Raw genomic sequence first — 20767 nt, forward strand, 5'->3', positions numbered from 1 at the left:
TTAATGCGGGCGCGCCAAGGTCAAGCGTGGGAGATTATCACTAAACGGGGCGCACAAGGGCGCCCGTTACACACCGCAACATGCGTCATCGCCGCTGCATGCCTTCGGCCAGCATGGCCAGCATGTCGCCGGCCGACATGCGCGCCGCCAGGTCGCTGCCCTCGAGCAGGCTGTCGGCCAGGTCGCGCTTGTGCTGGTGCAGGGCCACGATGCCTTCCTCGATGGTGTGGCGCGCCACCAGCCGGTAGATGGTGACGGGACGCAGCTGGCCCATGCGGTGGGCCCGGTCCGAGGCCTGGTCTTCCACGGCCGGATTCCACCACGGGTCCATGTGGATCACGTAGTCGGCCGCCGTCAGGTTGATGCCCATGCCGCCCGCCTTCAGGCTGATCAGGAACACGTCGCCGTCGCCGGCCTGGAAGGCGTCGACCCGCGTCTTGCGCTCCTGCATGGGCGTGGCGCCGTCCAGGTACTGGTAGCGGATGCCGTTGGCGTCCAGGTGCGCGCGGATCAGTTTCAAGTGATCGACGAACTGGCTGAACACCAGCACCTTGTGGCGGTTGTCGAGCAAGCCTTCCAGCAGGTGGGCAAAAGCGGCCAGCTTGCTGCTGGCCAGGCCCAGGGCCGGCGCCACCAGCTGCGGATTGCAGCAGGCGCGGCGCAGCTTCATGATCTCGGCCAGGATCTGGATCGACTTGCGCTCGGCCGGACCTTCCACCTTTTCCAGGTTTTCCAGCGCCGCGCGGCGCAGCGATTCGTACAGCGCCGTTTCCTCTTTCGACAGCTCCACTTCCAGCGTAATCTCGGTGCGCGAAGGCAGTTCGGCCAGCACCTGGGCCTTGGTGCGGCGCAGGATGAAGGGCTGGATCAGGCGCCGCAGCCGCTGGCGCGCGCCCACTTCCGCCTTGTGGTCCTGGGCTTTCTCGATCGGCCCCGCGAAGCGCAGGTTGAACTGCTCGATGCTGCCCAGCAGGCCGGGATTGATGAAGCGGAACAGGTTCCACAGCTCGCCCAGGTGGTTTTCCAGCGGCGTGCCGGTGGCCACCATCTTGAAGTCGCCCTGCAGCGCCATCACGGCCTGCGAACGTTTGGTGGCACCGTTCTTGATGGCCTGCGCCTCGTCGAGCACGATGGTGCGCCAGCGCACGCCGGCGAACAGCTTCGCTTCCAGCTGCAGCAGGCCATAGCTGGCCACCACCACGTCGTAGGGCTGCAGCGTGGCCAGTGTCTCGCCGCGGTCGCCCGCGCCGAACAGCTTGATGTTGAGGGTGGGCGCGAAGCGGGCCGCCTCGCTGGTCCAGTTCAGGCACACGGAGGTGGGCGCGATCACCAGCGTGGGCCCTTGCGGCGCGCGGTCCAGGATCAGGGCCAGCGCCTGCAGCGTCTTGCCCAGGCCCATGTCGTCGGCCAGGCAGGCGCCCACGCCCCAGTGGGCCAGCCGCGCCAGCCAGTCGTAGCCTTCGCGCTGGTAGTCGCGCAGTTCCGCCTGCAGGGTGCTGGGCAGCTGCGGCACGAAGCCGGTGCGCGCCTGCATGCGCGCCAGATGCTCGCGCCACAGCTTGTCCGCCTTCAGGCCGCCCGCATCGTCGGCCAGTTCTTCCAGCGCGAACGCGGCCAGCGGATGCAGGCGCACGCCGTCGGCCGTCAGCTCGCCGTAGGCCGACACTTCGCGCAGGCGGCGGTGCAGTTCCTCCGTCAGCGCCAGGAAGCGGTTGCCGCCCAGCTCCACGAAACGGCCCTGGCTGGTGTGCATCAGCTCCAGCAGGGTGCGCAGGTCCAGCACCTGGCCCTCGTCCACCTGCAGTTCGCCGCTGGCGGCAAACCAGTCCTTGTGGCTCTTGATGGCCAGGCGCAGCTGGCCGCTGTCGACCTTGGGCGTGACGCGGAAGCTCTCGCCTTCCGGCCAGGCCAGCACGATGCCGTCCGGGTCCAGCGCCTGCAGTTCCACCAGCAGCTGCAGGCACAGCGCGGGCTGGCCCAGCAGCCATTCGCCGTGTTCCTGCTCGGCCGATTCAAGGATGGGGCAACGCGCCACCAGCGTGCGTTCGGCGTCGCGTTCGCCGTTCAGGTCGCGGCGCGCCTGCACCGGCTTGCCGCCGGCGTCGGCGATCACGCTGTCGGCGCCCGTGCCGGGCGGGTAGTAGGCGCCCTCCGGCAGGGGCCGCACCAGCAGCTGCATCTTCAGGCCGTGCTGGTAGGGCAGCAGGTGTACGTGCAGGCGGGCGTCGGCCGCCACCTGTTCCATGTCGGCGCCGGCACCGCCGATTTCGGACTGCACCGTCACCAGCGACGAGATCGAGCCGATCGCCTGCAGTACCTGCTGTTCCGCGTGGCGCGGCACGGTCAGGCCGGTGCCGACGATGGCGCCGATGCGGCGGTGTTCGTCCTGGATCTGGATCACGCGCAGCCGGGTCGGCGTCTCCTTGCTGATGATGACGGTGCTGCCGTCGTCGGGAATGGCCGGCTGCAGCGTCAGCGTCAGGTTGTCGCCCTGCTTGCGGATCAGCAGTTCCGGTTCGCCGGCCAGCAGTTCGACCCGGGTGTCGGGCGCGTCGTGCCAGAACAGCAGCGGGTGGCCCACCAGGGCGGCGGCTGCGCGCTGCGGGTCGATCTCGTAGGCCAGGCCGGAGGAATGGTAGTTGCGGTGCGCCACGCTGATCGCTTCGGAAGCGCGCAAGTCCTGCGGCGTGAGGAAGTCGAACTGCTCGGCCTCGAACCGCAGCCGCTTCAAGGCCACGGCGCGGCCCTTGCCCCAGATGCCGCGCGCATCGCGTTTCTGCTCGCGCGGCTCGACGCCTGTCAGGCCGTAGCGCGCGTCGTAGGCCAGCACCCAGGCCAGGCGGGCATTGCCGCCGGCCGCGGGCGCGGCGTCCTGCTGCAGGTTGATCAGGGCGGCCAGCTGGCGCTGCCACGCTTCCTGCCGCTCGAACCACGACGTCAGGTCGGCAAAGCCGTGCTGGCGGCGCAGCGCGGCCCCGTGGCGCGCCTGTTCCGCATCGCCCAGGTGGCCCAGCAGGCCGGCCGCCTGGCCGGCGATGAAGTGAAAGCCCGCCTGGCCGGCCAGCTGCGCCAGTTCCTGCAACTGGGGACGGTAGTCGGCCAGCTGCGGCTGCGACAGCCAGAAGTACAGCAAGCCCTGGAACATCTGGGCCTGCAGCCCCGTTTCCCAGGCCCGCTTGGTCATCGTATCGGCCTGCAGCGTGCCGGCGCGCACCTGGCGCAGCAGGTCCAGCTGCTGGTAGACGGCGCTGTCGTGGTTGTGCGGCGCGCGCAGGGCCGCATCGAGGTAGGCTTCGGCCGCCTTGGCCAGTTTGGCGTCGCCCTGGCGCAGCATGGCCAGCACGTACAGGTGGCCGCCCATGCCGTGGAACAGCTGCTTGCGCTTGCCCGATTCGCGCCGCAGCATCTTGAGCGCCGCGTCGAAGCCGGTGATGGCGGCCGAGCTGGCGCCGCGCAGCAGCACGATCATGCTGGCCAAGCATTGGCTCACGGCGCCGCCCGTGCCTTCCAGGTAGCGGCCCGCGTCGTCCAGCCGGCCGCACAGGATGGCGTCTTCCGCCAGCGCCAGGCGCAGGGCGGGGGCGATCTCGTTGCCGGCTTCGCGGCGGCGCTGGAAGTGCTGTTCCGTGTACTCGCGCAGCATGGGCGCGCCCGTGTATTCGCGCTGGGCGTTCTGCAGCAGCAGCGTCAGGATGTCGTCCTGCAGCAGCGGGTGGACGCGGGCGATCATGCCCGCTTCGAACGGCCGGCCGAAGATGTCGATGATGGGATGGAGCTGGGCCGCCTCGTAGCAGCCCTGGCAGAACGCCAGCAGCGGCAGCACGCGCTGCGGGTCCTGGCCGCGCAGCAACGCCATGCGCAGGCGCGCCACGCCGGCCCGGTAGCTGCGCGGTTCCACGCTGTTCCAGGTCTGGCGCAGCGGCACCAGTAGGTCGTGTGCCTGGCTCAGGTCGTCGAGTGCATGGGTGCCGATGGCGGCGCGGATGGCGGGCCAGCGCAGCTTGGGATTGCAGACGTGGCCGCGGCCCAGCACGACGCTGGTGAAGGCCAGCCGTTCCAGCTTGCGCAGCGCGTCGTCCAGCGTGACGACGGTCAGCTTGTTGCCGTCCGCATCCTCGATGCGTGCCGTTTTCAGATGGTCGAGGATGGCGGCGCGGCCCGTGGGCTCGCCCACCAGCGCGAGCAGGGCCAGCACCATTTTCTCGTGGTAGGCCAGCGCGTCGAATTCGGCCTGCAGCTGCGGTTCACTCATGCGGGCAGGTTATCGATGTGGACCGATCCCGGCGCATCGCCCGGGTGCAGGCCGAACAGGCGCTGGTAGAAGTACAGCTCCGCCTCCAGCGTGCGCACGATGTTCTCGGCCTTGCGGAAGCCGTGGCCTTCGCCTTCCAGCGGCACGTAGGCCACCGGCACGCCGCGCGCGCGCAGCGCCGCCACCATGGTTTCCGATTGCTGCGGCGGCACCACCTTGTCGTCCAGGCCCTGGAAGAAGATCATGGGCCGCGCCAGGCGGTCCGTGTGGTTGATGGGCGAACGGGCCTGGTACAGCGCCTCGGCCGCCGGCTGGGGCGCGATCAGGTATTCGTTGTAGTGCGATTCGAACTTGTGCGAATCCTGGTCCAGGCCCTTGAGGTCGGACACGCCGTAGTAGCTGGCGCCCAGCTTGAACACGTCGTGGAAGGTCAGCGCGCACAGCGTGGTCAGGCCGCCGGCGCTGCCGCCGCGGATGATGAGCCGCTCGCCGTCGGCCAGGCCCCGTTCCACCAGGGCGCGCGCGCCGGCGATGCAGTCCTCGACGTCGACGATGCCCCACTGGCCCTTGAGCGCGTCGCGGTAGGCGCGGCCGAAGCCGGCGCTGCCGCCATAGTTCACGTCCAGCACGCCGAAGCCACGGCTGGTCCAGTACTGGGTGGCCAGCTTGAGCGTGCTGGTGGTCATGCTGGTGGGGCCGCCGTGGCTGATGACGATCACGGGCGGCAGGCTGCCTACCGGCGCCTGCACGGCCGGATTGCAGGGCGGGTAGAAGAAGGCGTGTGCCGTGCGGCCGCCCGCGCTGGGGTAGCTGATGGACTCTGGCACGGACAGCTCGGCCACGGCCGGCAGCGTCTCGATCGAGCGGGCCAGCACTTCCACCTCGTCGCCGGTGAATTCGATGCGGGCCAGTTCCAGCGCGATGGTAGGGCTGCCGCCCATCAGGGCAACAAAGCCGGGGCCGACCCGCAGTTCGCGGATTTCCTGGTAGGGGTTGGCGATTTCCTCGAGCCGGCCGCTGTCCGTGCGCAGCCGCGCCAGCCGGCTCACGCCCTGCACGATGTAGGTGCAAATGATCTCGTCGGCCGAGCGGAAACCATACATGGAGCCGCCGAAGGTCCAGTGCGGGGTGGCGAATTCGGCTGCCATCGGGCACAGGGCGCGGATCTGGTCCTGCTCCAGGCAGTACAGGTTCCACCAGCCGCTGCGGTCGGACACGAAGTGCAGCCGGCCGTCGGGCGACCACTCGGGCTGGCACACGGCTTCCTCGGCGCCGCCGGCGATGCGGCGCGCCGCACCGAGGCTGCCGTCGTCCAGCACGGGCGCCAGCCACAGTTCCGTACCCTGCCACGGCATGCGCGGGTGGTCCCAGCTGAGCCAGGCCAGCTGGCGGCCGTCCGGCGACAGGCGCGGCGCGGCGTAGAAGTCGGCGCCCTGCACCAGCACCGTCTCGCTGCCGTCGGCGCCGATGGCGCACAGGGTGTTGACGGGCTGGGTGTGCAGAGCGTCGCCGTGCAGCTCGCGCACGCTCAGCAGGCGCGCGCGGGCGCGGTCGGCCACGAAGTCGGCGTGGCGCTGCTGGCCGGGCCGGGTCAGGGCCACGGCCGGGCCGTCGCCATCCTGGCGGTACAGCAGGTTGTCGGCGAAATGGGAGAAATACACGGTATCGCCGTCCACCAGGTAGGCGCCGCCGCCGTATTCGTGTACCCGGCTGCGCACGTTGTAGGGCAGCGGGGTCAGTTCGGTGATTGCCGCGCCGCGGTGGCGCAGCAGGCTGTTGCGGCCCGCCTCGGCCGCGCGCCCGGCCAGCCAGTAGATGTCGCCGCCGTCGGCCCCGCCCACGGCCAGCTGCGACAGCGGCGTGGCGCCGGCCGCCACGCGCGCGGCGCTGATGGTCGATGGCCAGGCGCCGAACGGTGCGGTGGGCAGTGGCGTGGATGGGTTCATGGTCGCTCCAAAAATGGTCGGGGTCGGGCTGCCGGCGGGCAGCTAAGCATCATAGTGAAAGGACGGACAATGTTCCAGCACAAAATGGCGTCGTGCCGGGCCTACGTTTCATCATGCCGGACTCAGGACGATGCGTAAAAACGGGGCGCGGGATGCGATAATAGCGTCTTTATTCCCGCCATCGATTGCCTTTCATGCCACAATTCGCCCCGCTCCAGAACGACACCTTCTTGCGCGCGTTGCTGCGCCAGCCGACCGACTACACCCCCGTGTGGCTGATGCGCCAGGCCGGGCGATATTTGCCGGAATACCGCGCCACGCGCCAGAAGGCCGGTTCCTTCATGGGCCTGGCCACCAATCCCGACTACGCCACCGAGGTGACGATACAGCCGCTGGACCGCTTCCCGCTGGACGCGGCCATCCTGTTTTCCGACATCCTGACCGTGCCCGACGCGATGGGCCTGGGCCTGTACTTCGTCGAAGGCGAAGGCCCCAAGTTCGAGCGTCCGTTGAAAACGGAAGAAGACGTGCTGGCCCTGCGCATCCCGGAACCGGGTTCGCTGGACTATGTGTTCAAGGCCGTGACCCAGATTCGCACCGAGCTCAACGGCCGCGTGCCCCTGATCGGCTTTTCCGGCAGCCCGTGGACGCTGGCCTGTTACATGGTGGAAGGCCAGGGTTCGCGCGAATTCCACACCATCAAGAAGATGCTGTACAACCGTCCGGACCTGATGCACCACGTGCTGGCGACCAACGCCCGTGCCGTGGCCGAATACCTGAACGCCCAGATCGACGCCGGCGCCCAGGCCGTGATGATCTTCGATTCCTGGGGTGGTGCGCTGGCCGACGGCGCCTACCAGGAATTCTCGCTGGCCTACATGCAGCAGGTGGTCTCCCAGCTCAAGCGTGAAAAGGATGGCGTACGCATTCCCGCCATCGTGTTCACCAAGGGCGGCGGCCAGTGGATCGAGGACATCGCCGGCATCGGCGCCGATGCCGTGGGCCTGGACTGGACCGTCAACCTGCGCCAGGCGCGCGCCTTGGTGGGCGACAAGGTGGCCCTGCAGGGCAACCTGGACCCGGCCATCCTGTTCGCCAGCCCGGACCAGATCCGCGCCGAAGTGCACAAGGTGCTGGATGCGTTCGGCAAGCCCGGCGCCAACAGCGGCCACGTCTTCAACTTGGGCCACGGCATTTCCCAGTTCACCCAGCCGGAGCATGTGGCGGCCATGGTGGAAGCGGTACACAGCCACAGCCGCGCCCTGCGCGCCTGATGTAGTCCAGGGCATAAAGGGGGCGTTTCGCGCGAAACGCCCCCTTTTTTCATGCTGCCGGCGTTCGCCCGATACCGACTTATGCACAATTTTATTTGCTGCTGAAATATCAGGCAGTGCCTTTTTCCTTGCTGGGGACGGTTCTTTAAGTCGTTGATTATTATAGATTTATTTTGTCCTCCCCAGTGACAAGGTTGACGTTAGGTAAACCTTATCCCAACCGTGAAACGGGCTTGTCAGTTCATTGTCCACAAAGTTATCCACTAAAACTGTGGATAAAAATGAAAAGTACTTAGTAAACCGTAACTTAGCCCGTTTGCCGCCATTCCGGCTCAAGTGCATGTTGCACTGCACGAAAAATGGGCAATGTTTTTAGCCTGATAACGGCCTTGTTCGGGCGCAAACGTTGCCGTTGCAGTCTGTGTAGAATGCGCTGCGTCTTGGCGCCGGCTTCCAGCCGATGCTGCCCTGCCGCAAACATGATTTAGGTGATGATCAGGCCAAAAAAGTGCTTGATTTCGTGCCAGAAAGCACTCTAAATACTTCACTTATACACAGCGGCGCGTAACCGGCGCGGTTTTTTCCTCCCCTAGGGAGCATTTTTCAAGTCATTGATTTATAAGGGAATAAATTTTGATTTTTTGCCCGGTTTACGACGCTGGCAAGGCGGAAGTCATCGGTTTCCGTGAATTAATTTTCCCTTGTCCACAAAGTTATCCACAAAAACTGTGGATACTTTCAGCCGCCCCGGCCGTGGCGCGCAGCGCGGGGAAAACAGCGTGAATTGTGCAGCCACACCATGAGCGCGCAGGAGCAACTTTCCCATTGCATCCTGCAGATTGTGCTGGATACGCCACTGAATGCCGTCTTCGATTACCGCTGGGCTTGCGATCCCGCAAATCCGCCCCAGGTCGGCCAGCTGGCGCTGGTGCCGTTCGCCCGGCGCGAAGTGATGGGCCTGATCGTGGGCATCGCGGAGCGCACGGACGTGCCCGAAGCCAAGCTCAAGGATGTACTGGCCGTGCGCAGCCAGCTGGCGCCCCTGTCGCGCCAGTGGCTGGCGCTGGCCGGCTTCGCGGCCGACTACTACCAGCGTCCGCTGGGCGAAGTGGCGCTGCCCGGTTTGCCGAAAAACCTGCGCGTGCTGACCACGGTGGCGCTGGACCGGGCGCTCAAGAAACTGGCCAAGCATGACGCGCCGCACGACGGCACGCCGCTCGACATGCCCCGCCTCAATCCTGCCCAGCAGCAGGCAGCGGACGCCATCGGCGGCGCCCGGGGCTTTGCGCCCACCCTGCTGTACGGCGTGACGGGCAGCGGCAAGACGGAAGTCTACCTGCAAGCGTGCGCCCAGGTGCTGGCGCGCGAGCAGGATGGCCAGATCCTGATCCTGGTGCCGGAAATTAACCTCACGCCCCAGCTGGAAGGCAACATCCGGGCCCGCTTCCCCGGCGTGATGCTGGCCACCTTGCACAGCAGCCTGTCCGAAGGCGAGCGCATGCTGCACTGGCTGGCCGCGCACGAAGGCAAGGCCCGCATTGTGCTGGGCACGCGGCTGGCCATCCTGGCCTCGCTGCCGCAACTGAAACTGATCGTGATCGACGAAGAACACGACCCGTCGTACAAGCAGCAGGAAGGCTTGCGCTACTCGGCGCGCGACCTGGCCGTGTGGCGCGCCTGGCAGCTCGGTATTCCCATCGTGCTGGGGTCGGCCACGCCGTCGCTGGAGAGCTGGCACCACGCCCAGTGCGGCCGCTACCGCAAGCTGGAGCTGCGCGAGCGGGCCGTCAAGAACGCCACCCTGCCCCAGGTGAAGCTGCTCGACATGGAGCGCGACAAACCGAAGGATGGCCTGACGTCGCAGCTGGTGGCCGCCCTCCGGCTGCGCATGGAGCGGGGCGAACAGTCGCTGCTGTTCCTGAACCGGCGCGGCTATGCGCCCGTGATCTGCTGCGAGTCCTGCGGCTGGATCAGCAACTGCGTGCGCTGCACCTCGTTCATGGTGCTGCACAAGCCCGAGCACCGGTTGCGCTGCCACCACTGCAGCCTGGAGATGCGCATCCCGCGCCACTGCCCCACTTGCGGCAACGTCGACCTGCAGCCGCTGGGGCGGGGCACGCAGCGCGTGGAGGAAGGCTTGCAGCAGCTGTTCCCCGAGGCGCGCATCCTGCGCATCGACGCCGATTCCACCCGCAAGAAAGGCAGCGCGCAGGAAGCGTTCGACACCGTGCACCGGGGCGAGGTCGACATCCTGATCGGGACCCAGATGGTGGCCAAGGGCCACGACTTCAAAAAGCTCACGCTGGTGGGTATCCTGAATCCCGACACGGCCCTGTTCTCGCAGGACTACCGGGCCAGCGAGCGCCTGTTCGCGCAGCTGATGCAAGTGGCCGGCCGCGCGGGCCGGGCGGCCCAGACGGAAGGGGGCAGCGCCAGCGAAGTGCTGATCCAGACCCGTTATCCCCAGCATCCGCTGTACGGCGCCGTGGTCAACCACGATTACGACCACTTTGCCACAGCCCTGCTGGAGGAGCGCGAGCAGGCCGCCTTGCCGCCCTATCTGTTCCAGGCCCTGCTGCGGGCCGAGGCGCCGGAACTGGCCACGGCCATCGAGTTCCTGCAGACGGCGCGCGACTGCGTCGAGCATCCCGGCATCACCATCAACGATCCCATCCCCATGAGCATGACGCGGGTGCACAACGTGGACCGGGCCCAGTTGCTGGTGGAATCGCCGTCACGGCCGGCCCTGCAAGCTTTCCTCAAGTATTGGATGGCGACCCTGCGCGAGCTGAAGAGCCGCGTCAAATGGTCGCTGGAAGTGGACCCGCTCGACATCTGACCAGCGGGGGCAGTGCCAACATTCATACACGAACTGAGCTGTACAAAAAAGGGGTACAAAAAAGGGGTACGTCCCCATTTTTGAAAAAGGGGTACGTCCCCATTTTTGTCCCCGCGGCCGGCTTAGCGGTCCTTTAACTTAACGGCATTAGGCACTGACCCCAGCCTTTCTACCCCGGCTGCACCAGGTAACGGCGGGCCGTGGTCACCACCTGTTCCGACAGCGCGCGCGTAAACGGCGTGTCCAGGTTCCAGGCGTGCCAGGTCAGGGCTACGTCCACGTACTGGCCCGGCACCAGGTCCACCAGCCGCTCCTGCGCCAGCGCCGAACGGACCTGGGGCAGCGGCGCCAGGCCGTAGGCCAGCCCGCCGTGCAGGCATTCGCTGTGGGCCGGCGACAGCGGCATGCGGTGATGGGGATAGGCCCCTTCCACCTTGACCGTCTGGGCCAGGTAGCGGGCCATCAGCTCGGGATCGCTGACCACGGCCGGCGCCAGCGCCACCGCCTCGGCGGAAAAGCCGTCGCCGAACCAGTGGCCGGCAAACACGGGCGTGGCCACGCATACGTAGCGCATCAGGCCCAGCGGCGTGACGTTGGGGCCGTTGGGCTGGTCGGCGCCCGGGTCGGCGCTGGCCGCCACACAGCCGAACACGCTGCCTTCATGTACCAGGTGCAGGGCCAGCTCCGGCGCCGCCGCCTGCACGTGCAGCTGGCAGCGCGGTGGCGACAGCAGCGGCTGCAAACTGAGGGGAAACCAGGTGGCCAGGCTGGCCGCGTCCACGGCCAGCGCGATTTCCGGCATGCTGACCGGGTTGCCCAGGTCGATGTCGAGCGCCGCTTCCATCAGCTTGACGTTGCGGTGGTGGGAAACGAGGCGCTGGCCCAGCCCCGTGGGCACGGCCGGCTGGCCGCGCACGATCAGCAGGCGGCCGCTGGCGTCTTCCAGTGCCTTGATACGCTGCGACACGGCCGACTGGCTGATGCCCAGGGCCAGTGCCGCCTTTTCAAAACTGCCATGGCTGGCGACAGCGTCGAGTACGGCCAGGGCGCGGTAGTCCAGGTTTCCCATAAGCTGCACTTATAAAAGTTAGGAAGGATAAGTAATACTAATGCTGTTTTGCCGCAAAGTAAAACGCAAAGTGTGCCGTGCGGCGGCCCGCGCCACACCGGGCGCGCGCCCTGTGCACCAGCGCAAACTGGCGTAACATCGGCCCATGCCGGCTAGCCGCCGATCAGGGAGGACACCATGCAGACCATAGAGACGGATGTGGCCGTGATCGGCGCCGGCACGGCCGGCCTCAGCGCTTACCGGGCGGCCCGCGCGGCCGGCAGCCGGGCGGTACTGATCGAAGGCGGGCCGTACGGCACCACCTGCGCCCGCGTCGGTTGCATGCCCAGCAAGCTGCTGATCGCGGCGGCGGAGGCGGCCCACGGGCTGGCGGCCGCGCCCGCGTTCGGCATCCACCCGGGCGCCGTGCGCATCGATGGCGCGGCTGTGATGGCCCGCGTGCGCAGCGAACGCGACCGTTTTGTCGGCTTCGTGCTCGAGTCGGTGGAACAGATGCCGGCCACCGACAAGCTGCGCGGCCATGCCCGCTTCCTGGCGCCGGACCGGCTGCAAGTGGACCAGCACACGCTGGTGCAGGCCGCGCGCATCGTGATCGCCACCGGCTCCAGCCCCATCCTGCCGCCGGCCTGGGTGGCGGCCGGTCCGCGCGTGATCGGCAGCGACGCCGTGTTCGACTGGACCGGCCTGCCGGCCTCGGTGGCCGTGGTGGGCACCGGCATCGTCGGCCTGGAACTGGGCCAGGCCCTGCACCGGTTGGGCGTGCGGGTGGCCCTGTATGCGCGCGGCGACAGCATGGCCCAGCTGGGCGACCCGGATGTGCGCAGCGCCGCCGCGCAGGCCCTGGCGCGCGAGCTCGACATCCGCTTCCATACGGCCGTCAAGGCCATCGTGCCCGAGGGCGACCAGCTGCTGCTGCGCAGCCGCGACGGCGACGGCGCCCTGCGCGAGGAACGCTACGACTATGTGCTGTGCGCCATCGGCCGCCAGCCCAATGTGCACCACCTGGGGCTGGAGCTGACGGGGCTGACCCTGGACCGCCACGGCATCCCCCTGTATGACAAGCACACCATGCAGTGCGGCGGCAGCGCCATCTTCATCGCCGGCGACGCCAACGCCGAGCGCCCGCTGTTGCCGGAAGCGGCCGACCAGGGCAAGATCGCCGGCCACAACGCCGCCCGCCATCCGCAGGTGGCGCCGGGCCTGCGCCGCACGCCGCTGTCGGTGGCCTTTACCGAACCGCAGATCGCCGCCGCCGGCGCCAGCTACCGCGAGCTGTGCGCGACCCATGCGGGCCGTTTCGCCATCGGCCAGGTGAGTTTCGAGGACCAGGGCCGCAGCCGCGTCATGCTGCAGAACCAGGGTTTGCTACGCGTGTACGGGGAATTCGGTACGGGCCGCTTTCTGGGCGCGGAAATGGTGGCGCCGCGGGCCGAGCACCTGGCCCATCTGCTGGCCTGGGCTTGCCAGGCGGAACTGACGGTGGCGGCCATGCTGGACATGCCGTTCTACCATCCCGTGGTGGAGGAAGGCGTGCGCACGGCCCTGCGCGACCTGGCCCGCCAGCTGGAACAGGGCGCGGGGCAAGGGCAGGATTGCGTGCCCTGCTGCCCCGGCGAGTGAGGCGCGGCCATGCCGGACACTTGCAGTTTTTCATTGCAATCCAGAAAAAATAAGTGTCATTAAGCAAAAATACAACAGCTGGAGGCCCCATTCCACCGTGCCGTGCCAGAAAATACTACGGCCCGTCCGGCCGATGCCGTTATGCTATTGTCCGGTGATAATTTATCAACAGACGATGGCGGCGCCAACCGGCCCGCGCGGGGGTATGAGTGAGGATTTGCAGAGTCAGCCGGGCGGACCTGAAGCTGGGCATGCTGGTGCCATGGGACGTGTATGCGGCCAACGGCATGCTGCTGGTGCGCAAGGGGCACATGATCGCCAGCGCCCACCAGATCGACTATCTGGTCGAGCGCGGCTCCTACGAGGAGCGCGACGAGGACGTGGCGCCGGCGCCCGAGCGGGCCTCCGTGCTGCGCAAGCTCAACACGGCCTGCCTGGAGTTGCAGCAGGCGCTGGAACTGGTGGCGGCCAGGCTGGCGCCGCACGACATCCAGCGCCGGCTGGAGCAGGTGGCGCTGCTGGTGACCCAGGCCGTGGACCTGAGCGCCGACGTAGCCGTGGCCAGCATCCTGCACAACCAGCAGGCGGCGCCGTACGCGGTGCGCCACAGCGTGGACACGGCCGTGCTGGCCCAGCTGGCCGCGCGCGCCCTGCGCCATGACGCCAGGTCCATCTTCACCACCACGCTGGCGGCGCTGACCATGAATGTGGGCATGCAGGAGCAGTATCTGCGCCTGCACGAGAGCCGTGGCAAGCTGAGCCAGCCGGACCTGGAGCGGGTGCGCCAGCATCCGCAGCGCGGCGTGGCCCTGCTGCGCCATGCCGGCATCACGGATACGGACTGGCTGGCCTGCGTGCTGCACCACCATGAGAACGAGGATGGCAGCGGTTATCCGGCCGGCCGCAAGGGGGCCGACATTCCCGTGGGCGCCAAGCTGATCGCGCTGGCCGACCGCTATTGCGCGCGCGTGGTCAGCCGCCACTACCTGCAACCGCTGCTGCCGAACGCGGCCTTGCGCGACATCCTGGTCGAGGGGCGCAGCGTGCTGGACGGGCAACTGGCGGCCGTCATGATACGGGAGCTGGGCATTTATCCCGTCGGCACCTGGGTCAAGCTGCTGAACGGGGAGGTGGGCGTGGTCTCGCGCAAGGGCTTGCGTACCACCACGCCCCACGTGGAATCGGTGATCGGCCCGCGCGGCGCGCCGCTGGACGTGTTCCTGCGGCGCGATACGCGCGGCGAGCTGCACGCCATCCGCGAAGTGCTGGCGGCGGCCCAGGTGCTGGCGCTGGGCGGCCAGCCGCTGCGGATGGAACAGGTGTGGGGCCGGCTGGCCAGCCCGTGACGGCTGGCCGGTGTGGCGTACGCGAACCGGGCAGGGCGCGGCTGCCGTCGGGCGGCGTGGTTGGCCCTTGCCCGCGCGGGCCGCGCGTCAGTTGAGGATGGCGTCCAGCCGGCCGACGGCGGCCAGGTCGCGCAGCACGCGGATGGTGTCGATGTCCGACTCCTGGTAGGCCGAGCGGCGGAACTCGTCATACATGGCGTTGGCCGCATCGGTGGCCGCGTCGTGCGCGTCCTCGTACTGGAAGCGCACGAACAGTACTTCCGGCTCGGGCCGTTCGATGGTCATGGTCAGGCTGGAGGCGGCGATGTCCTGCTGGGGCGCCACGTCGTAGCGGATCTGGTGCATGGGCATGAGCAGCACCTGGTCCTCGATCACCAGCTCGCCGTAGCGCAGGCGGCGGCGGAACATATGCTCGCCGCGTTCGATGATCACGCAATCGTCCAGGTGGGGCACGAACAGCTTGGGCGCCTCGGCCCGCAGCACCAGGCCGCGCCACAGCTGGTCCGCGCTCAGGGTATCGATCAGCGGGTTGAGGGGATCGTTAATTTCAATTAAATGTTCAAATTTCATAGCGCTGCCATTTTCAGTTCGGGCGCGTGGTGCGCCGCTATCCGTGCATGGTAACGCAAATGGCCACCGCCTTCATGCGCCGCGTCAGCCGCGCGCCGGGCTGCTACAATGACTGGCTCACCTCTGCCTGTCTGCCACTCCGATGTCCAAAGCACCACAATTCGGCCTTAACGTCCCGCAAAGCGCCGCCGTCACCTATCTCGACGGTCCGTGCCTGGTGCTGGCCGGCGCCGGTTCCGGCAAGACGCGCGTGATCACGCAAAAGATCGCCCACCTGATCGAGGACCGCGGCTACGATCCGCGCACCATCGCCGCCCTCACCTTTACCAACAAGGCGGCGCTGGAGATGCAGGAGCGCATCGCCAAGCTGCTCAAGCAGCCGCGCCAGGCCAAGCAGCTGACCGTGTCCACCTTCCACTCGCTGGGGGTGAAGATCCTGCGCCAGGAAGCGAACGGCGTGGGCTTGAAGGACCGCTTTTCCATCATGGACAGCGACGACTGCGCCTCGCTGGTGCAGGACCTGGCCATCACCACCGACAAGCAGCTGATCCGCCGCATCCAGACCGATATTTCGCTGTGGAAGAACGGCCTGGTCGAGCCCGAGGTGGCGCTGCAGCAGGCCAAGGACGAGGACGAGGCCCAGTCGGCCCGCATCTACCGCAGCTACGTGGCCACGCTGTCGGCCTACCAGGCGGTCGATTTCGACGACCTGATCCGCTTGCCCGTGGAACTGTTCCGCACCAACGAGCCGATCCGCGACAAGTGGCAGCGCCGCCTGCGCTACCTGCTCATGGACGAGTACCAGGACACCAACACCTGCCAGTACGAGCTGGTCAAGCTGCTGGTGACGGGCATCGGCAAGAAGCCCATGTTCACGGCCGTGGGCGACGACGACCAGGCCATCTACGCCTGGCGCGGCGCGTCGGTGGAAAACCTGAAGACGCTGCAGACCGACTTCCCCAACCTGGAAGTGATCAAGCTGGAGCAGAACTACCGCTCCACCACCCGCATCCTGCAGGCGGCCAACGCCGTGATCGGCAACAATCCCAAGCTGTTCGAAAAGTCGCTGTGGTCCGAGCACGGGCTGGGCGAGCCGATCAAGGTGCTGGGCATGGCCAACGACGACCAGGAAGCGGAGCAGGTGGCCATCATGATTTCGGCCGACCGCTTCGAGCGCAAGAACAAGTGGTCCGACTACGCCATCCTGTACCGCGGCAACCACCAGGCCCGCGTGATCGAGCAGGCGCTGCGCAAGGAACGCATCCCGTACACGATTTCGGGCGGCCAGAGCTTCTTCGACAAGGCCGAGATCAAGGACATCATCAGCTATCTGCGCCTGCTGGCCAACACGGACGACGACCCGGCCTTCATCCGCGCCGTCACCACGCCGCGGCGCGGGGTGGGCCAGTCCACGCTGGAAGTGCTGGGCACGTTCTCGGGACAGTGGCAGTGCTCGCTGTTCGAGGCCGTGTTCAAGGGCGGCATCGAGGGCAAGCTCAACGACCGTCAATTGAATCCGCTGCGCGACTTCTGCAACTTCATCAACAACCTGGAGGCGCGCGCCAGCCGCCCCGGCCCGTCCGGCAGCGGCGACAACGCGGCCCAGGTGCTCGATGATTTGCTGGAAGCGATCAACTACGAGTCCTATCTGTACGACATGTTCGAGGAGCGGGCGGCCCAGGGCAAATGGCAGAACGTGCTCGAATTTACCAACTGGCTCAAGGAGCGTGGCCGCGGCGGCAAGGAACGCGACGGCGACGAAAAGAACGTGCTGGAACTGACCCAGATGGTGGCCCTGATGTCCATGCTGGAAGGCCAGGACGAAGATCCGGACGCGGTGCGCATGTCCACCCTGCACGCGTCCAAGGGGCTGGAATATCCGCACGTGTTCCTGGTGGGGTGCGAGGAAGGCATCCTGCCGCACAAGGGCGATCCGGATGCGCCGGCCGAGAGCATCGCGGCCCGGGTGCAGGAAGAACGGCGCCTGATGTACGTGGGCATCACGCGGGCCCAGCGCACCTTGCAGATCACCTGGTGCAAGAAGCGCAAGCGGGCCGGCGAGCAAGTCCATTGCGACCCGTCGCGCTTCATCAAGGAAATGGAACTCGATGTGGGCACGGCCGTGCCCACCGAGTCCGAAGTGCTCACGCCCAAGGAACGGCTGGCCCGCATGAAGGAATTGCTCAACACCCCCAAGGCTTGATCTGGCAGCGGTTGGCGGGCTGGTCACTGCGTTTTGTCCAGTGCAAGAAAATCGTGTACCTTGATCTGGCGGAGGTGCTAGCATCCAATCATGCCAATTCGGCATCTACCGTTGGAGGTGGTCATGTCACTACGTTGGAAGGATGCGGCGCCCTGGGCGCTGGCGCTGGCCGGCTTGCTGGGCCAGGTGCAGGCGGCGGAATTTGCCACCAGGCCGGAAGCGGAAGCGATGGTACGCAAGGGCCTGGCTTTTTTGAAAGCCAACGGCAAGGACAAGACCTATGCCGAGATCGACCGGCACGACGGCCAGTTCGTCGACCGCGACCTGTATCTGGTGATCTATGGCCTGGACGGCGTGGTGCACGCCCATGGCGCCAACGCCAAGATGATAGGCAAGAACCTGATGGAAATTAAGGACGTGGACGGCAAGGCCTTCATCAAGGAGCGGGTCGAACTGGCCAAGAAGAAAGTGCCGTTCTGGCAGGATTACAAGTTCACCAACCCCGTCAGCGGCAAGATCGAACCGAAGTCCATGTACTGCGTGCCGGAGGAAGTGTTGATCGTGTGCGGCGGCATTTACCTGAAATAGGGGCGGCGGGCGGTAGAATGCGTGCTTTCATGCAGGAGTATGCCGTGAGTACCGAAGACCGCTTCATCGATATCGAAATCAAACTGGCGCACCAGGAAGACCTGGTGGAATCGCTGAACCAGCGCGTCTACGAGCAGCAAAAGCAGATCGACAAGCTGGAGCAGATCTGCGCTGCGCTGGCCCAGCGCGTGCGCGAGCAGCCGCAAGGCAACGGGGGCAGCATGCCGCACGAGCGGCCGCCGCACTACTGATAGCCGCGGTCAGGCAACGATGCGAATCAGTGTCGCGCCCGGTGTGCGCCTGTTCGTCGACATTGAAGGTGCCGGCCTCGTGCCGGACGGGCCGGCGATGCGTGACAAGCCGGCCCTGGTGCTGCTGCACGGCGGCCCCGGCTACGACCATGTGAGCTTCAAGCCGGCGTTTTCCCGTCTGGCCGACCTGGCCCAGATCATCTATTACGACCACCGCGGCCATGGCCGCAGCGATCCCCGGCCCATGGACGAAGTGACGCTCGACACCCTGGCTGATGACGTGGTGCGCCTGTGCGATGCGCTCGGCATCAGCAAGCCCATCGTCCTGGGCCAGTCGTTCGGCGGCTTCGTGGCCCAGCGCTACATCGCCCGCCATCCGGCGCACCCGGCGAAAGTGGTCCTGTCCAGCACGTCGGCGCGGCTGGGGCTGGCGCGCAAGCTGGCCATGTTCGAACGCCTCGGCGGTCCGGAAGCACGGGAGGCGGCCGAACGTTTCTGGCGCGCGCCCAGTGCGGCGACCTATGCGCCCTACCAGCGCCTCTGCAAGCCCTTGTACGCGCGGACGCCGGCCGCCGATGGCAATGCGGCCCGCCGCGCCACGCTCAACAAGGAAATCCTGTTCGCGTGGGCCGGATCCGAACAGCAGACCATGGATCTGCTGCCCGGCCTGGGGCGCGCGCAGTGCCCGGTGCTGGTATTGGCCGGCACACTCGATCCCGTCTGTCCGCTGGACGATGCGCGCGATATCGCGGACGCCTTGCCCCAACATCTGGTGCAGTTCGCGCCATTTGACGATTGCGGTCACGGGGTCTGGCGCGACGCGCCCGATGCCGCGTTTGCCAGGCTGCGTGCCTTCATTGCTGAGTAGTCAGCGCTCGCAATGCGGGCGCCAGGCAATACGTCGCGTCACTTGGGGGCTGAGGTGAATGCTGTGGCAACTTTTCTAGCGCATTGGAAAATTACGTTGATATAATTGAATGATTGCCTGTATGGTAGCTTTTATGGCGGCAATTAATTCAATGTCAATTTCAACTTAAGGGAATCAAATGTCTACTACTTTTAGTTTCGCAAAGAAGGCCGCGCTCGTCGTTTCGGTCCTCGTCATGACCGGCTGTGCCAGCATCAACAAGGCGCCAGCGAGCGTGGATGCGGAATCGAAACTGTTCAAGCCGAATCCGGCGGTCTCGCAAGTCTATGTGTATCGCAACGAAACCATGGGCGCGGCATTGTCCATGCCCGTGACTGTTGACGGTAAACTGGCCGGTAACACGGGACCCAATTCCTTCTTCAAATTCGATCTGCCAGCAGGCGAACACAAATTTACTTCCCAGGGCACCGAATCCCAGTTGACCATCAACACTGAAGTCGGCAAGCTCTATTACATTTGGCAGGAAGTCAAAATGGGTGTGATGTCCGGTGGCTCGAAGCTGCAAACTGTGATGGAAGAAGTCGGCAAGAAAGCCGTCGCGGAGTGCGCGCAGATCCAGTCGGCCCTGCAGTAACAATGAAGCGGGTCCCGACGCGGGCCCGTTTTCCCCCGCTTCCTTCCTGTGGGCTAACTGCCAGGCGCGTTCATTTCGGAGTGGAGGGATACATGGGTGACACGAAATTCCAACCGGTTCCGCACGATCACAATGCATTTATTGCCAAGGCTAGCCAAAGGCCGGGGTTTGAAGACGCTTATCGTGATCTTGAATTGGAATATGCGTTGGCCATGCAAATGTTGAAGGTGCGTGCCAAGGCAGGGATGACACAAGTTGCGGTTGCTGAACGTATGGGCACCACGAAAAGTGCCGTTTCGTGACTGGAGTCGGTAACGCGCCATGCGCCATCGATCGCGACCCTGAAGCGCTATGCCGCGGCAATTGGACGTGACTTGCAGGTCAAACTTATCCGGCGCAAAAGCTGATTTTGGAAGGCATGGCCAAAAGGGAGACTGGAAGCAGAGGCTTGAAGTATTAGCGGGGACAGCGGGACATCGGTCACTCCCCCCGCGACCAGAGCTGAATACCTGCCGAGTTTGTGTAGATGTTGGCACTCTGGCCATGAACCGCTGAACTACGCCCAAATCGCGTGCTATTATTTGATGACCATCTCGATAGTCATCGGAGGAGTCATGGCTACATTTACAGTCGCTCAGGCTAAAGCCCAATTGAGCCAGCTGATTGGAATGGTGGAAACCGGCGAGGATGTCACCATCACCAGGCGCGGGCAACCAGTGGCGCGACTTGTGCGCAGCAGTCCACCCCGTCAGCAGCTTCCCAGCCTCGCCGAACTAAGAGCCAGACTGCCGAAACAAGCGGAGTCCGCCAGCGAATTTGTGCGTAAATTGCGTGACACGGACCGGTATTGATGCGCTATGTCGATACCAGTGTGTTGGTCGCCTATCTGACGCCGGAGATCAATTCAGCCGCCGCAGAAAAATTCATGATGAGTGCCGGCGCAGCGCTCGCCGTGAGCAGTTGGTCAGAAGTGGAATTGATGTCGGCGCTGGGCGTGAAGATTCGCTCAAAGCAACTGACCATGGAAGCGGCGCATGATGTGATCGACAGCTACAGCCGTTTAGTGTCGCCACAGTTGGAACATCTCGACGTAGCGGATATGGACCACCGCCAAGCGATGATCTTGCTTGATGGCTGGCACACTGCATTGCGGGCCGGCGACAGTCTGCATCTTGCAATTGCGAGCGCCCACCGCGCTACTATCTATACGCTGGATCGCGGCATGGCCAGTGCGGGCCATGCGCTTGGAATACCGGTTGAACTGCTTGGAACGTGATGGCCCCGATGGCGCAGGCGCAGCTGCCTGC

At 65.9% G+C, this 20767-nt stretch carries 16 protein-coding genes; 12 read left to right on the forward strand and 4 right to left on the reverse strand.

Translation table 11 applies throughout. The features are described 5' to 3' along the window. Positions 1-85 precede the first annotated feature (85 nt). On the reverse strand, positions 86-4252 hold the full coding sequence (locus tag AC3WOS_RS18250; protein WP_492717441.1) for an SNF2-related protein: 4167 nt from the start codon (positions 4250-4252) through the stop codon (positions 86-88). Further along, positions 4249-6198 (reverse strand): dipeptidyl-peptidase 5, encoded by a 1950-nt coding sequence (locus AC3WOS_RS18255; RefSeq protein WP_492717442.1) that lies wholly within the window; start codon positions 6196-6198, stop codon positions 4249-4251. The genes AC3WOS_RS18250 and AC3WOS_RS18255 overlap by 4 nt, the downstream gene beginning before the upstream one ends. Before the next feature lie 194 nt (positions 6199-6392). Here AC3WOS_RS18255 and hemE point away from each other — a divergent pair, with 194 nt between their 5' ends. Together hemE and AC3WOS_RS18265 are read left to right on the forward strand one after the other, a co-directional pair. Continuing rightward, on the forward strand, positions 6393-7472 hold the full coding sequence (gene hemE / locus AC3WOS_RS18260) for a uroporphyrinogen decarboxylase (protein ID WP_492717443.1): 1080 nt from the start codon (positions 6393-6395) through the stop codon (positions 7470-7472). Between the two features lie 799 nt (positions 7473-8271). After that, on the forward strand, positions 8272-10311 hold the full coding sequence (locus tag AC3WOS_RS18265; RefSeq protein WP_492717444.1) for a primosomal protein N': 2040 nt from the start codon (positions 8272-8274) through the stop codon (positions 10309-10311). A 169-nt stretch (positions 10312-10480) separates the two neighbouring features. On the opposite strand, the gene AC3WOS_RS18270 is transcribed toward AC3WOS_RS18265, so the two are convergent. After that, a complete protein-coding gene (locus tag AC3WOS_RS18270; protein WP_492717445.1) occupies positions 10481-11380 on the reverse strand; it encodes an ArgP/LysG family DNA-binding transcriptional regulator in 900 nt (299 codons plus the stop codon). A 177-nt stretch (positions 11381-11557) separates the two neighbouring features. On the opposite strand from AC3WOS_RS18270, the gene AC3WOS_RS18275 reads away from it, so the two are divergent. Further along, a complete protein-coding gene (locus AC3WOS_RS18275; RefSeq protein WP_492717446.1) occupies positions 11558-13000 on the forward strand; it encodes a dihydrolipoyl dehydrogenase in 1443 nt (480 codons plus the stop codon). A 209-nt stretch (positions 13001-13209) separates the two neighbouring features. After that, the gene (locus AC3WOS_RS18280; protein WP_492717447.1) at positions 13210-14346 is read left to right on the forward strand and encodes an HD-GYP domain-containing protein; all 1137 of its coding nucleotides are present in this window, start codon (positions 13210-13212) and stop codon (positions 14344-14346) included. Between the two features lie 87 nt (positions 14347-14433). On the opposite strand, the gene AC3WOS_RS18285 is transcribed toward AC3WOS_RS18280, so the two are convergent. Then, positions 14434-14916: an SRPBCC family protein gene (locus AC3WOS_RS18285; RefSeq protein WP_492717448.1), complete on the reverse strand. Its 483-nt coding sequence runs from the start codon at positions 14914-14916 to the stop codon at positions 14434-14436. Positions 14917-15058: 142 nt separating this feature from the next. On the opposite strand from AC3WOS_RS18285, the gene AC3WOS_RS18290 reads away from it, so the two are divergent. From AC3WOS_RS18290 to AC3WOS_RS18325, 8 genes are all read left to right on the forward strand, one after another. Further along, the gene (locus AC3WOS_RS18290) at positions 15059-17119 is read left to right on the forward strand and encodes a UvrD-helicase domain-containing protein (RefSeq protein WP_492717449.1); all 2061 of its coding nucleotides are present in this window, start codon (positions 15059-15061) and stop codon (positions 17117-17119) included. A 123-nt stretch (positions 17120-17242) separates the two neighbouring features. Continuing rightward, positions 17243-17707, forward strand: coding sequence for a cache domain-containing protein (locus AC3WOS_RS18295; protein WP_492717450.1), 465 nt, complete (start codon positions 17243-17245; stop codon positions 17705-17707). A gap of 29 nt (positions 17708-17736) precedes the next feature. Further along, complete coding sequence (locus AC3WOS_RS18300; protein ID WP_492717476.1) at positions 17737-17958, forward strand: SlyX family protein; 222 nt, start codon at positions 17737-17739, stop codon at positions 17956-17958. 19 nt (positions 17959-17977) lie between these two features. Next, positions 17978-18826 carry an alpha/beta fold hydrolase gene (locus AC3WOS_RS18305; protein ID WP_492717451.1) on the forward strand — a complete coding sequence of 283 codons (849 nt, stop codon included), beginning with the start codon at positions 17978-17980 and terminating at the stop codon, positions 18824-18826. Between the two features lie 178 nt (positions 18827-19004). After that, complete coding sequence (locus tag AC3WOS_RS18310; protein ID WP_492717452.1) at positions 19005-19460, forward strand: DUF2846 domain-containing protein; 456 nt, start codon at positions 19005-19007, stop codon at positions 19458-19460. Positions 19461-19552: 92 nt separating this feature from the next. Further along, positions 19553-19762 (forward strand): helix-turn-helix domain-containing protein, encoded by a 210-nt coding sequence (locus AC3WOS_RS18315; protein ID WP_492717453.1) that lies wholly within the window; start codon positions 19553-19555, stop codon positions 19760-19762. A gap of 312 nt (positions 19763-20074) precedes the next feature. After that, positions 20075-20311 carry a type II toxin-antitoxin system Phd/YefM family antitoxin gene (locus AC3WOS_RS18320; RefSeq protein WP_492717454.1) on the forward strand — a complete coding sequence of 79 codons (237 nt, stop codon included), beginning with the start codon at positions 20075-20077 and terminating at the stop codon, positions 20309-20311. Beyond that, entirely contained in the window at positions 20311-20736 is a 426-nt protein-coding gene (locus AC3WOS_RS18325) for a type II toxin-antitoxin system VapC family toxin (RefSeq protein ID WP_492717455.1), read from the forward strand. Before AC3WOS_RS18320 ends, AC3WOS_RS18325 begins: the two co-directional genes overlap by 1 nt. The last annotated feature ends 31 nt before the right edge of the window (positions 20737-20767 follow it).

The organism is Rugamonas sp. FW305-51 (assembly GCF_058786935.1).